Origin of the sequence: Pseudomonas sp. CC120222-01a (assembly GCF_003097235.1) — a bacterium.
GTDB lineage: Bacteria > Pseudomonadota > Gammaproteobacteria > Pseudomonadales > Pseudomonadaceae > Aquipseudomonas.
In genome coordinates, this window is the sequence record NZ_QEQQ01000018.1 from 1 (window position 1) to 13,421 (window position 13,421).

Genomic DNA, 13,421 nt, shown 5'->3' on the forward strand with positions numbered 1-13,421 from the left:
GGTCGGTCCGCCCGGCGAGGAGATCTTTTGCGACCAGTGGGGCCGGGTCAAGGTCAGCTTTCCCTGGGACCGGGAGAGCAAAAGCAACGAGTTCAGTTCCTGCTGGGTACGCGTGTCACAAGGCTGGGCTGGCGGCAGCTGGGGATCGATGGCCATCCCACGCATCGGCCAGGAGGTGATCGTCCAGTACCTCAACGGCGACCCGGATCAGCCGATCATCACCGGTCGCACCTACTGCGGTAACCAGCTGCCGCCATACGACCTGCCGGAACACAAGACCCGCATGACCATCAAGAGCCAGACCCACAAGGGTGATGGCTACAACGAGCTGCGTTTCGAGGATGAACTGGGGCGGCAGGAGGTTTTCATCCATGCCGAGCGGGACCAGAACAATGTGGTCAAGCACGATGAGACTACTCGCGTCGGGCGTAACCGCGTCGAGCAGGTTGGTAATGACGAGCAGCTGAAAGTGGGTAATGACCTGCTCCAGGAAACCGGGCGCGACTGTGCTCAACGGGTCGGGCGTAGTTGCCAGGTGAACATCGGCAAGGATCTGGTCGAGCAAGTCGAAAATGACCATCGCGAGACCACAGGTGCCAACCACCATATCGCCATCGGTGGGCAGAGCGAACTGCACATCAAAGGACGACAGCAAATCACCATCGGCGGGGGCGTGAACCAGCAAACCACCCTCTACCAACTGCAGGCCAGTGAGCGCATCGAATTCAGAAGCCCCGGTGGCAGCATCGTGCTGGATCAGCAAGGCATCACCTTGAACGGCCTGACACTCACATTGCTCGGCCCGACCAAAGCGGCCATCGAGGGATCGGCAAACACACTGGCCCTGGATCTGCTCGCCAATGACAGCGATGGGTGTGAGGAAAAAGGCCGATGAACAGCAAAGCCTTGGTCGAACTCATCAACGAGCACCACCGCCCCGGGCAGTACAGCTATGTGCTGCTGGACCCGCTGGCAGTCTCAGAAGATAGCGAGCACTCAGCACTCGCTAGGCTGAAGTCGGTATTGGGCGACAGTGCGATGACGCGCGTGGTTCGCCCTGACCTGCCCCTTGCACCTGGATTGCATCCCGTGCTCGTGTGCCTTGGCTCACCCGGCAGCTTGCCTGACGCGGCGCTGCTGGCGCTGACAGCACAGGCTGCAGAACACGACATGCATCGGCGCAAGCGCCAGGTCTGTGGCTGGCTGCTCAGCGAAGCGCCGCCCTCTGCTATTGCTTCCCACCTGACGGCGCTGTGCCGTTTGCCCGAGGCATCCGGAGCGACGTCGATTCACCCTGTTTACGAACCGCTGCGCCTGGAACTGCTCGCCGCGTTGTACGAGCGTGCAGAACAGGGTCCGTGGTGGCCGATCGAGCGCTGGGTGTTCGTGACCAGTGGCGGCAGCCTGGCGAGCCTGAAAGGTCAGCCTCGCAACCGGCGTGGTCTGCCTGCAGGCGCCATCGGTGTACAGCAGGACGCCGCGCTGATCGAGGCCGTATTAGCCGCATGGAGGACATTGCCTGCGCTCCCCGGCGCCCGCGAATTCCCTCCTTTTGCCGCCGTGCGTGCGTCCAACCATATCGATGACGCTCGCGGACTCGGCCTGAAGGTTGAGCAGGACATCCTGGTAATGGCTTTTCACCTGCTGCGGCTGCACCCGCGGCTGCACACCCAGAAAGCCGTGCGCGAAATGATCGAGGTGGCCATCCGTCAGCAACGGCCACTCGCCGAGATGTTTGCGCATTTTTCCGATTCGAGCTGGCAACGCCTGGTTGCAGCCACACCCCAGCCAGAGGCCTATCCATGAGCATCACTCAAGACATCGCCAATGCAGTCGCTGAAGTCGACTTTCTTCTCACCCCCTGCAAAGCCTGCCAGCGCCAGGGCTTACCCATCCTCCCCCTTCGCCACGCCGTAGTCCCCGATACCCATCCCGCCAGCGACCCCGCCACACAAACCCGGATGGGCCTGCGCACCTTGCGCAGCGGATACCTCTACGTGCTGCTCGACCAGCGCATCTGGCACGCCTATGAAGTCACCGCGCAAGGCCACCTGCGCCGCTTCAACCCCTACGAACCTAATCCAGGACCGCCACCGTCCCTCCCCGAGCACTGTGTACATGAGGATCACGACATCCCCTCGTCCTTCCTCAACATCGACACCGACACCTACGGTTCGGCCTGGCTGGCCTTCTCCAGCGATCCCTGGCCGGTCAGCGTGTTGCAAGCCTACAAAACTGGTCAGGCGCCTGCGCATCGCTTCGAGGGTCTGGACCTGATCCAGGCGCGCAACAATCCCGAACTGCTGGGCCTGGCCATGACCCCGGACAACCTTCAGGTCGACCGCCAGGTGTTCGAATACGCCCAGCAATTGAACGGCCCGTTCGACAGCGCCCATGGTTTTCATAGCCGGTTCCTGCGCAAGACCGCCCTGCGCGGTTATGTGGTCAACGCCATGGCCCGCCACCAGCTGGAAAACGGCGTGCTGGCAGTGGTGCTTGACGACACCGTAGGCCTGATCCAGGAGTACAACCATCAGCGCCTGAACTGGGTGGTCAAGCGCCAGGCCTGGCGCGAAGACCCGCTGCGCGCCTACCAGCTGCAGACCTCGCAGATCCTGCAGATCATCCGAGCGACCCAGCGCGAATGGGCTGCGCAGAAAGTGTTCACGTTCGAAGCACAGACCGGTGATGGTCCGCCTGTGTTCACCGATCCCGAAAAGCAGCGCCAGACGGTGGTCGAGATGCGCCAGCAAGAGAGCGACGAAAAGCTCGAGGAGCGCTATGACGAGCCTCGGCGTGCGGCGTTCCAGGCGGAGTATGAACAAGAGGAAGCCCGGTTTCAGGCCTACATTGATCGGCATGCTGGCACCTATGCGCAACTCTGCGAGAGCGCGGCCTTCGCCCTCATCGAACGGCACGACTACGACGGCCGGAACCGCGAATCAGGCATCGCTTACAGCAAGACCATCGCTGCCTGCCTCTCCGGTGGCATCACCGAGGCGCCCGCCGCCAGCGCCGAACCGTCCCCGCCTGCCCCCGGTACCAGCGAAGCGCTGTGGCTGAGGTGGCTGCAGGACCCGAACAGCCCACCTTACCGCGCTTTGATGCTGCGCGATGGCCCTCTGATGGCAGCGCTGCTGCCAAGTTTCTCGGCGACCGAGCCGACCCACTGGAACGACAGCGAAAAGCTCTACAACGCGTTGAGCAAGCTCATCGCCAGTGATGACGTCGGCTTCAAGCTGCGTGACTCGGTCAAGCAAGCCATCACCGAACTGCAGGGGTCGGTCAACGCCGCCAGCCAGCGCCTGCAAACGCTGCTCGATCCTGGCATCCAGCAAGCCGTGCGGCACCTGAACAATGCCAGCCAGCGGGTCTACAACGGCGTGCATCTCATCGAATTACAGGTGCAGATGAAGCTAGGCGAGTACTACGCCCTGCAGAGCGCGCACCTGCGTGAAATGCAGAACAGCGCCAGCGAAAAACTGGCCAAAGCGCGCGCGGAGATGATGCCGTCTCTCGATGAACTGAAAGCCGGCGTGCAGAACGAAGCGCGCAAGGTAAAACCGATCATCCAGACCGGCCTGCTGAGCCTGGCCGTGCTCGACCCGAAAGTGGCGCATACCGTGATCCAGATCAGCGTCTGGGTCGAGGGTACGGCGCATGAGCTGCATGAACGATTGGCCAGGGAAGTGAAGTTGAACGTCAACCAACTGAATGACGCCGCGAAGATGGCGTTGGTGGAAATCAAGGTGGCAGCGGGGACGCTGGAACTAGATGCGCGGAAATCACTGAATGGCATGAAGATCAGTGCGGGCCAAGCATCGCAGTTGGTGCGGGACAGTTTTAAGGGGCTGCGGGGAACGGGAAAAGGCTGGGAGTTGCTGCTTTCCTTGGGCGGTCTGTATTTACTGAACGATAGTCTTGGCAAGAGCCTGAAGAGTGCAGAAGAGGCGATGGGGCCTAAGGCCGCTGAAGCCATGCTGGCGCTGTATGGAGCCAAGCTGGGAATTATCGGCGGAGGTATAGAGTTGGTTGGGCTTCTGATGCCGCGCAAGGCAAGTACAAACAGTCAAATTTCTCTTGGCCGTAGCGTTGCCAGAATTGGCGGAGTACTTAATGCCGCAGCAGGTATATTTGAGGCTGCGCAGGCATTGACTGCTTACGGCCGCACTGAAAAAGCCGGAGATAAAAGGGCTGCCAGACATTATATTATCGCTTCACTGGCTAGTTCAGTTGCCGCTAGCGCAGGTGCCTTGGGAGTGTTCAACCCACTGGCTCTAAAAGCCATAGGAATCGCCATTATATCAAGCTTGGCTGCATACATATCCAACAAGATAGCCGAGAAAAACGAGTCAACCGCACTGGAGTTATGGGCTCGCCGTTGTTATTTCGGCCATGCTGATGAAACACCTCGCACACACTGGAACTCTCCAAACCACGCAGACATAGCGCTAGCAGCGCTAAACGCAGCAACACTGGGTGCAACGGGCGGACTCAAGTTTGACACCGTCATTGCAAGCGAACTCAGCAATACTAAAATTGGAGTACCCATTGACCTGCAGAGTTTCTTGAAGTTCCGGATAACACTCCCCAATTTCAACAGTTCATCCGCTGGCTATCAATGGGCAGTCCTGATCCACAGACACGGCGACGGCGCCCCTCCCCATTACACTGGCGGCGAAGTTATCGTGTCACAAGAGTACTTCCCTCCAGCACTTACGCCCGCTGCCTCAAAGAGGGTTTCGCTGAACCCCTCAAAATCGACAAACAAAGCGGATTACAAACGTGAAAGCTTAGAAATCACAGAGAGCCATCAACCTCTCCAACCCAGAGCCAACCACTCGATAAAAACCTTTACCGGAAAAATAGAACTAACTCAAGACACAGGCAGACATAACATCCTGTCAGCCTCCTTGACTATTACTTACTGGCCGGACCGCAGCATCCCTCAGGCCTATGCCGAAATTTCGCTTCAGGAGAATAAATAATGGAGAGTCCTGATCGAGGCCTAGGTTGGAAGTACGACCTACCCGCCCCTAATGCCGAAGCGAATATTGACCCTAGCTTTAAAAATCCGCCTCGCGCCTCAATCGAAATAAATGAAAACCATCTCGAACTATCCCGAGTCACCATGAAGCTGAGAGGTGGCTGGATTGTAATAGGCGTGATCATATCAATCATGGCCCTGTACTTCACAATTGATTATTTCAGCCGCTTCCCGCTCAAGCTAAACTCGGCAGGAATAGAAGAGCTCTCTTGGTATATTTTCTTTCATGTCTGCATCTTCTGCCTCCTCACTCCTTACATCCGAATGGATTTTGGCTTTCCTCGAAATGAACCCATCCGTTTCAACAGACAACGTCGAAAGGTCTATTTCTATCAATACAGATTCAACCTCCTAAACCCATTCAGTAAAAAGAACTGGGGCGTGATACCCGTAGCGTATGACTGGGATGATCTCACACTTGAGGCTTACCGAATTTATGCTCCCATGGGTAACGGTGGACTCAAGGAAGAAGTGAAAGTCTCGATCTGCAAACCCGGCACCAACGAAGTAATCGACCGAGTCTTCTTTACCGACGACATAGAGGAAGGCGAGCAGTACTGGGCCATCGTCAGGCTTTTCATGCAACAAGGCCCTGAAGCGCTTCCCGAGTTCCTCCATCCTTCCAATAGCAAGGACGAGACCCCGAGTCCTAGCACTGAGGGAAAAATAGTTTTCCGTAATCCGTTCGACCGCCTGGCCCCCGAAGTCAATTGGCCCGCCGAAATGGACCTGGAATCCCGCACCGCCCCCGCCCCAGGAGAACAACCATGAAACCTGTGGTACTCGTCGGCCACTCCCATGCCTGCCCGATCCACGGCAAAAGCGTCGTGGAAACCGGCAGCCCCAACTACACCTTCAACGGCAAGGCCGTGGCCAGGGTCGGTGACCGGACAAGTTGCGGGGCAGTGATCGTCAGCGGCTCGGCGGCTTACCAGATCGAAGGCAGGGCCGTGGCGCGCCAGGGTGATCGTACTGACCATGGCGGGTATCTGGAAGAAGGCGATGCAGGCTGGCAACTTGAATGATCTGCCTGGCCATACATGAAGGGGCGCAAAGCGCCCCCAGCGATTGATCAGGCCACTGCCAGCTCCACCGCCCCACCATTCAACCGCACCGGCCACACCCGCAGCCGCTGCCCGGCATCTTCCAGGCATTCTCCGCTCTGCAAGCTGAAGTGCTGCTTGTACAACGGCGCCGCCACCACCAGTTCGCCCTGCACACTGCCAACCAACCCACGTCCGATAATATTGGCCCCCGACCGCGGGTCACGGTTGTCCACCGCATACAGGCTCTGCTCCAGGCCCGGCAGGTAGAACAACGCCACCTGCGCCCCCTCAAGCCACACCACCACGCCAGAGTCGGCCACCAGGTCATCGGCCTGGCACACCGCCTGCCAGTTCACTTGGTTCTTCACAGCAGCATTGGACAGGTTCATCAGACAGCCTCCTCGACGGTTGGGATCAGGTGCAGCGCTGCAGCCGGCCGGCGTTGTTCGCGTTCGCGCACGAAGTGCACGTCCGGGTCGGCGCGCTTGTCGTTGACGAAGGTACGGAAGCGCTTGAGCTTCTCGGGGTCGTTGAGGGCGTTGGCCCATTCGCATTCATACTGGTCGACCACATGCTGCATCTGCGCCTCCAGCTCGACCGCCAGGCCCAGACTGTCGTCGAGGATCACCTGCTTGAGGTAGTCCAGGCCGCCTTCCAGGCTTTCACGCCAGACCGAGGTGCGCTGCAGCTTGTCGGCCGTGCGGATGTAGAACATCAGCACGCGGTCGATCAGGCGCACCAGGGTTTCGTCGTCCAGGTCGGTGGCGAACAGTTCGGCGTGGCGCGGGCGCATGCCGCCGTTGCCGCAGACGTACAGGTTCCAGCCCTTGTCGGTGGCAATCACGCCGATGTCCTTGCTCTGCGCCTCGGCGCACTCGCGGGTGCAGCCAGAGACAGCAAACTTGAGCTTGTGCGGGCTGCGCAGGCCCTTGTAGCGGTCCTCCAGGCGCAGGGCCATGGCGACGCTGTCCTGCACGCCGTAACGGCACCAGGTGCTGCCCACGCAGGATTTGACCGTGCGCGTCGACTTGCCGTAGGCATGGCCGGTCTCGAAGCCGGCTTCGATCAGCTCGCCCCAGATCAGCGGTAGCTCATGCAGCTGGGCGCCGAACAGGTCGATGCGCTGGCCGCCGGTGATCTTGGTGTAGAGGTCGTACTTTTTCGCCACCTGGCCGATCACGATCAGTTTGTCGGGGGTGATCTCGCCACCCGGGATGCGCGGCACCACCGAGTAGGTGCCGTTCTTCTGCATGTTGGCCATGAAGGTATCGTTGGTGTCCTGCAGCGGCACCAGCGCCGGGTCCATGATCGGCTGGTTCCAGCACGAGGCGAGGATCGAGCCCACCGCCGGCTTGCAGATGTCGCAGCCGACATGGCCCTTGCCGTGACGTTCGAGCAGTTCATTGAAGGTGCGGATACCCTCCACTCGCACCAGCCCGTAAAGCTCCTGACGGGTGTAGGCGAAGTGTTCGCACAGGCTCTTGTCGACGGTCACGCCGCGGGCGGTGAGTTCGTGCTCGAACACCTGCTTGAGCAGCGCTGCGCAGCCACCGCAACCACTGGCCGCCTTGGTGCAGCCCTTGACCGCAGCGAGGTCGCCGCAGCCACTGTCGATGGCCGCGCATACCGCGCCCTTGCTGACGTTGTGGCAGGAACAGATGGTCGCGCTGTCGGGCAGCGCATCGGCACCGAGCGCAGGCGCACCGCCACTCTGCGGCAGGATCAACGCTGCTGGGTCGGCCGGCAGGGCAATGCCGTTCTGAGCGTACTGCAGCAGGGTGTCGTAGTAACTGTTGTCGCCTACAAGCACCGCGCCGAGCACGTGCTTGCCGCTGGCATCCACCACCAGCCGGCGATAGGCGCTGTTGGCCTCGTCGATGAAGCGGTAGCTGCGCGAACCCGGCGTGGCGCCGTGGGCATCGCCGATGGAGCCGACATCCACGCCCAGCAGCTTGAGTTTGGTCGACATGTCGGCACCGGTGAAGGCGCTGGCAGCTTCGCCCATCAGCAGCGCAGCCAGGTTGCGCGCCATGCTGTAACCCGGAGCGACCAGGCCGAACACGCTGCCATTCCACGAGGCGCATTCACCGATGGCGAAGATGCGCGGGTCGCTGCTGCGGCAGTCGTTGTCGATCACCACGCCACCGCGTGCAGCGATCTCCAGGCCGCAGGCACGGCCGAGAGCATCCTGTGGGCGGATACCGGCAGAGAACACGATCAGGTCGGTTTCCAGGTGCTCGCCGCCGTCGAAATTCATGCGGTAGCGGTAGGCTTCTCCCGCGCTGATCGACTGGGTGGCACGCGACAGGTGCACGCCCACACCCAGCGCTTCGATCTGCGCCTTCAGTGCGGCGCCGCCCTCGCCGTCCAGCTGCACCGGCATCAGCCGTGGGGCAAACTCCACCACGTGTGCTTCCAGGCCGAGGGACTTCAGCGCGTTGGCGGCTTCCAGGCCGAGCAGGCCACCACCGACCACCACGCCACGGCGCGCCTGGCCGGCAGCAGCGCGAATCGCATCAAGATCATCGAGGGTGCGGTAGACCAGGCGGGCGTTGCCGCTGGAGCCTTCGATCGGAGGCACGAACGGGTAGGAACCGGTGGCCAGGACCAACTGGTCATAGCTGTAGCGGCCCTCGGCAGTCACCACCTCGCAGCGTTCGCGGTCAATCTCCAGCACCGCTTCGCCGAGGTGCAGGTGCACGCCGCTGTTGCCGTAGTAGTCCTGCCCACACAGTGCCAAGGTCTCGGCACAGCTGCCGGCAAAATACTCCGACAGGTGCACGCGGTCGTAAGCCCGCTGGCGCTCTTCACCGAACACGTGCAGCTCGAAACGCTCGAGGGCGCCGCGTTCGACCAGTTGCTCCACACAGTGGTGGCCGACCATGCCGTTGCCGACGATGACCAGTCGCTCTCGTTGCCCGCTCGCTGTTGCCTTCATAAGCCGATCCTCGATCAAAAAAAAAGCGCCTGGAGCCGAAGCTCCAGGCGCCTTTGCCTGTATTCATCACGGTGGGTGGCCCGGGTTGATCGCCGTTGATCAGTGGGCTTTGTTGTATCAGGGATAAAGCAGGGACTGTGCCAATTGGTTTGCCTGTACTGGCCTCTTCGCGGGCAAGCCCGCTCCCACAGGGACCGCACAGGGTTCAGCAGCGAGGGCCCGCGAAGAGGCCGGCACTGACAACGCACATTTAAAGTGCAGCGCTCCCCATCCTGGAGCACATCAATACACATCACGCCGGTACCGCTTGGCCTTGCTCAACGCTTCGACATAGGCATCGGCATCCACGCCCCCGTGCACGGCGATGACCTCACGCAACGCCGCATCCACATCCTTGGCCATGCGCTGCGCATCACCACACACATAGAAGTACGCCCCCGCCTCCAACCACTGCCACAGCAGCGCACCCTGTTCGAGCATACGCTGCTGCACATAGACCTTCTCGGCCTGGTCCCGCGAGAACGCCGTGTCCAGGCGCAGATGCCCGCTCGCCTGCCAGGCCTGAAGCTGCTCCTGATAATAGAAATCCGTGGCCGCATACTGTTCGCCGAAGAACAGCCAGTTACCCCCTTTGGCACCCTGCGCCTCGCGCTCTTCGAGGAAGGCACGGAACGGCGCGATGCCCGTGCCGGGCCCGACCATGATCACCGGCACGTCGTTGTCCTCGGGCAGACGAAAGTGTTTCGATACCTGCGGGAAGATTGCCACCTTCAGTGACTGCGCACGATCGGCGAGGAAGGTGGAGCACACGCCCTTGCGCTCGCCATAGCGCACCGTGGAAACGGTCAGGTGTACCTGGTCCGGATGAGCCAATGGGCTTGAGCTGATCGAGTACAGGCGCGGCTGCAGCGGCTTGAGCAGATCGAGCCAGGTGGCCAGCGGCAACTGCTGAGGGAACGCCCGCAGCACGTCAACCAACTGCCGGCCCCACAGCCAGTCCTGCAGTTCGCCCTTGCACTCGGGTTGCAGCAGCCGTTGCAGGTCAGCGGCATGCGTGCTGAACACCTGCAGTTGCTGCGGGGTGACTTTGGCGATTTCCAGATGGCTTTCCAAGGCCTCGGCCAGTGGCATCGCCGGCAGCCCTTTCAATTCCACCGACGCCTGGCCATCGAGATGCATCAGCGCCAGCAGCTCCTCGACCAGCGCCGGGCAGTTGCGCGGCCATATGCCCAAGGCATCACCGGCGGCATAGCTGAAGCCGCTGCCGGACAAGTCGAACACCAGCTGGCGGGTTTCCTTGCTGGCTCCGGGGCCGTTGAGCAGGTGATTTTCCCGCAGCGGGGCCAAAAACGGTTGCTGCTTGCTGTAGCTCGCGACTGGCGCAGGTTCACTGAGCGGTGCTGGTGAGCTTGCGCTGCCGAGCTCCGGCAGCAGGGCTTCGAGCCAACCGGTGAAGGCCTCATCAAAATCCGGCTCGCAATCGACCCGCTGCAGCAAGCGGCGCCCGCCCAGTTCGGCCAGACGCTGGTCGAGCTTGCGGCCAAAGCCACAGAACTGGTCGTAGCTGGAGTCGCCTAGGGCCAGCACCGCGTAAGGCAACTTTGCGCAGCAGGCGCCCTGCTCACTCTGCAGCGCCTGCCAGAATGCCGTGGCGCTGTCGGGCGCATCACCGTCGCCGAAGGTGCTGGTGATCAGTACCACGCTGGCGGCGCCTTGCAACTGGCTGGGGCTGACCGCCGCCATGCAGCTGAGCTGTACCTCCAGACCCGCGCTGCGCAAGCGCTCGGCACAACGCTCGGCAAGCGCCTCGCCATTGCCCGTCTGCGAAGCCCACAACACTTGGTGGCGCGGCGCGGCGATGGCCGGTACGGCGGCTGGCTGCGCAAACAACCCTGCCAGCAAACCATCGACGAACAGCCGCCGCGAAGCAGCCAGTGGCGCGCTGGCCGGCAAACTGGGCACGCCCTCGGCACGCGCCTGGTCGAGGCCGAGCAGGAAACCCTGCAGGTAATGACGCTCGTCATCGGCCAGCACCGGGGCTGGCAGGGTGTCCAGGCCAAGCAGGCGGGACAGGGTCGCGGTCGGCATGCGGGCAGGCTCCGGGATGGCAGTGTTCAGTTCAAGGGCATCGATGCGCTCGCCAACAACCCGTTCCAGCGCCACCGCGCAATGTTTGAACGCCGGCTGCAGCGACAGCGGGTCGACTGCATCGCAGGTGACGGCATTGATCGCCAGCTGTTCGCCGATCAGGTCATTCCAGTGGAACGGCGCAAAGCAGTTGCCGGGCATGACCCGGTCGCTGATGCGCGCCGGCAGCACGGCCTGGCCGCGACGAGAGCGAATGGCGACCTGGTCCTTGTCGGCGATGCCCAGGCGGGCAGCATCTTCAGGGTGGAGCTCAACGAAGGGCCCAGGCTCCAGCTTGTTAAGCGCCGGCACCTTGCCGGTCTTGGTCAGGGTGTGCCACTGGTGTTGCACGCGGCCGGTGTTGAGCACCAGCGGGTAGTCGGCGTCGGGCAGTTCGGGTGCAGGCAGCCAGGGCCGGGCGAAGAAGCGCGCCTTGCCGCTGGCGGTGGGGAATGCCAGGGCAGGCGCATTGCCTTGCGCATCGCGCAACAGAGGCTGGCTGTTGCCGTCGTTGAGGTAACGCAGCGGGCTGCGGTCATCTTCGCGCCCCGGCGCGCAGGGCCATTGCCGTGGGCCCTGGCGCAATTGTTCATAACCGATGCCGCGCAGATCGTAGCCGGTCGCCGGGTTCCAGAAACGCCGAATCTCGTCGTACACCGCCTCGGCGTCGGGGTAATCGAAGGCCTCGGCGTAGCCCATGGCGCAGGCGACCCGGGCAATGATCTGCCAGTCCGCCAGGCTCTGGCCCGGGGCCTGGACCGCACGTGGCATCAGCGTCAGGTTGCGTTCGCTGTTGATCATCACGCCCTCGCCTTCGGCCCACAGCGCGGCGGGCAGGAGGATATCGGCGTAGCGGTTGGTCTCGGTGTCGAGGAAGGCGTCCTGGGTGATCACCAGCTCGGCCTGGCGCAGGCCGTCGATCACCTGCTGGCGGTTGGCGACGCTGGCCACCGGGTTGCTGCAGATCACCCAGCAAGCTTTCACCTCGCCGGCCTTCATCTGCTCGAACAGCGCGATCGTGCCCTCGCCGCCTTCGCTGCGCAGGGTGCCCGGTTGCAGGCGCCATTGCGCCTCGACGAAGGCGCGGTCTGCCGCCACCAGCGCCGAACGCTGGCCCGGCAGGCCGGGGCCCATGTAGCCCATCTCGCGGCCGCCCATGGCATTGGGCTGACCGGTCAGCGAAAACGGCCCGCTGCCGGGGCGGCAGATGGCGCCAGTGGCCAAGTGCAAGTTGCACAGGGCGTTGCTGTGCCAAGTGCCGTGAACGCTCTGGTTGAGGCCCATGGTCCAGCAGCTCATCCACTCCCCGGCCGTGCCGATCCATTCGGCTGCCTGGCGGATGTCGGCTTCGCTCAAGCCGGTGATGGCGGCCACGCGCTCCGGGGTGTAATCGTCGAGGAAGGCCGGCAACTCGTCCCAGCCTTCGGTGTGACGGGCGATGAAGGCGGGGTCGGTGTGGCCGTTGTGGTGCAGCAGGTGCAGCAAGCCGTTGAGCAGGGCCATGTCACTGCCGGGGCGCACCTGTAGGAACAGGTCGGCCTTGTCGGCCGTGGCGGTGCGCCGTGGATCGACGACGATCAGCTTGGCGCCGGCCTTGACCCGGTCGAGCAGGCGCAGGAACAGGATCGGGTGACAGTCGGCCATGTTCGCGCCGATCACCAGGAACACCTCGGCGCGCTCGAAATCCTGGTAGCTGCCGGGCGGGCCGTCGGCGCCGAGCGACAGCTTGTAGCCACTGCCGGCACTGGCCATGCACAAGCGCGAGTTGGACTCGATATGCCGGGTGCGGATAAAACCCTTGGCCAGCTTGTTGGCCAGGTACTGGGCTTCCAGCGACATCTGCCCGGACACATACAGCGCCACGGCGTCCGCGCCATGCTGGTCGATGATGCCGCGCAGGCGCTGGCCGGCCTGGGCAATGGCCTGGTCCAGGCTGCTGCGCGCCGGCTGCTGACTGCGTTGCTGGCGCACGTAAGCGTCCTGCATGCGCCCGGCGGCAGTCAGGGGCAGGTGCGCGGTGAGGCCCTTGGTGCACAGGCGGCCGAAGTTGCTCGGGTGCTGCTTGTCGCCGCTGATCTTGCTGACCTTGCCGTCGGCAACGCTCATGACGATGCCGCAACCGACGCCACAGTAGGGGCAGACGCTGCGTACTTCGCGGGTGGTCATGGGCGGTCTCCCCTTTCAGGAACGCAAAAAGGCGCCGGCTGCCCGGGCTTGCAAAGCAAGCGGGGCAACACGGCGCCTTTGTCGTGAGGTTTCTGGG

The 13,421-nt window shown here is 62.5% G+C and carries 8 protein-coding genes; 5 read left to right on the forward strand and 3 right to left on the reverse strand.

What is annotated here, in order from left to right; translation table 11 throughout:
• The 5 genes from N430_RS20905 to N430_RS20925 all read left to right on the forward strand — a co-directional run.
• On the forward strand, positions 1-895 hold an 895-nt coding region (locus tag N430_RS20905; protein WP_116583656.1), incomplete at its 5' end, for a type VI secretion system Vgr family protein.
• On the forward strand, positions 892-1,806 hold the full coding sequence (locus tag N430_RS20910) for a hypothetical protein (protein ID WP_110638766.1): 915 nt from the start codon (positions 892-894) through the stop codon (positions 1,804-1,806). The genes N430_RS20905 and N430_RS20910, both read left to right, overlap by 4 nt.
• Positions 1,803-4,988 (forward strand): T6SS effector BTH_I2691 family protein, encoded by a 3,186-nt coding sequence (locus tag N430_RS20915; protein WP_110638767.1) that lies wholly within the window; start codon positions 1,803-1,805, stop codon positions 4,986-4,988. Before N430_RS20910 ends, N430_RS20915 begins: the two co-directional genes overlap by 4 nt.
• Positions 4,988-5,818 carry a DUF6708 domain-containing protein gene (locus tag N430_RS29760; RefSeq protein ID WP_256592163.1) on the forward strand — a complete coding sequence of 277 codons (831 nt, stop codon included), beginning with the start codon at positions 4,988-4,990 and terminating at the stop codon, positions 5,816-5,818. Before N430_RS20915 ends, N430_RS29760 begins: the two co-directional genes overlap by 1 nt.
• A complete protein-coding gene (locus tag N430_RS20925; RefSeq protein ID WP_110638768.1) occupies positions 5,815-6,072 on the forward strand; it encodes a PAAR domain-containing protein in 258 nt (85 codons plus the stop codon). The genes N430_RS29760 and N430_RS20925 overlap by 4 nt, the downstream gene beginning before the upstream one ends.
• A 47-nt stretch (positions 6,073-6,119) precedes the next feature.
• On the opposite strand, the gene nirD is transcribed toward N430_RS20925, so the two are convergent.
• The 3 genes from nirD to N430_RS20940 form a co-directional block, all read right to left on the reverse strand.
• Positions 6,120-6,482, reverse strand: coding sequence for a nitrite reductase small subunit NirD (gene nirD, locus N430_RS20930; protein WP_110638769.1), 363 nt, complete (start codon positions 6,480-6,482; stop codon positions 6,120-6,122).
• Positions 6,482-9,031 (reverse strand): nitrite reductase large subunit NirB, encoded by a 2,550-nt coding sequence (gene nirB, locus N430_RS20935; protein ID WP_110638770.1) that lies wholly within the window; start codon positions 9,029-9,031, stop codon positions 6,482-6,484. The genes nirD and nirB overlap by 1 nt, the downstream gene beginning before the upstream one ends.
• Before the next feature lie 282 nt (positions 9,032-9,313).
• Positions 9,314-13,324, reverse strand: a complete 4,011-nt coding sequence (locus N430_RS20940) for a bifunctional nitrate reductase/sulfite reductase flavoprotein subunit alpha (RefSeq protein ID WP_110638771.1) — start codon at positions 13,322-13,324, stop codon at positions 9,314-9,316.
• Between the last annotated feature and the right edge of the window lie 97 nt (positions 13,325-13,421).

Bases quoted from the DNA above. Each gene is read 5' to 3' on its own strand.
- N430_RS20910 (WP_110638766.1), top strand. From the start codon at position 892: ATGAACAGCAAAGCCTTGGTCGAACTCATCAACGAGCACCACCGCCCC.
- N430_RS20915 (WP_110638767.1), top strand. From the start codon at position 1,803: ATGAGCATCACTCAAGACATCGCCAATGCAGTCGCTGAAGTCGACTTT.
- N430_RS29760 (WP_256592163.1), top strand. From the start codon at position 4,988: ATGGAGAGTCCTGATCGAGGCCTAGGTTGGAAGTACGACCTACCCGCC.
- N430_RS20925 (WP_110638768.1), top strand. From the start codon at position 5,815: ATGAAACCTGTGGTACTCGTCGGCCACTCCCATGCCTGCCCGATCCAC.
- nirD (WP_110638769.1), bottom strand. From the start codon at position 6,482: ATGAACCTGTCCAATGCTGCTGTGAAGAACCAAGTGAACTGGCAGGCG.
- nirB (WP_110638770.1), bottom strand. From the start codon at position 9,031: ATGAAGGCAACAGCGAGCGGGCAACGAGAGCGACTGGTCATCGTCGGC.
- N430_RS20940 (WP_110638771.1), bottom strand. From the start codon at position 13,324: ATGACCACCCGCGAAGTACGCAGCGTCTGCCCCTACTGTGGCGTCGGT.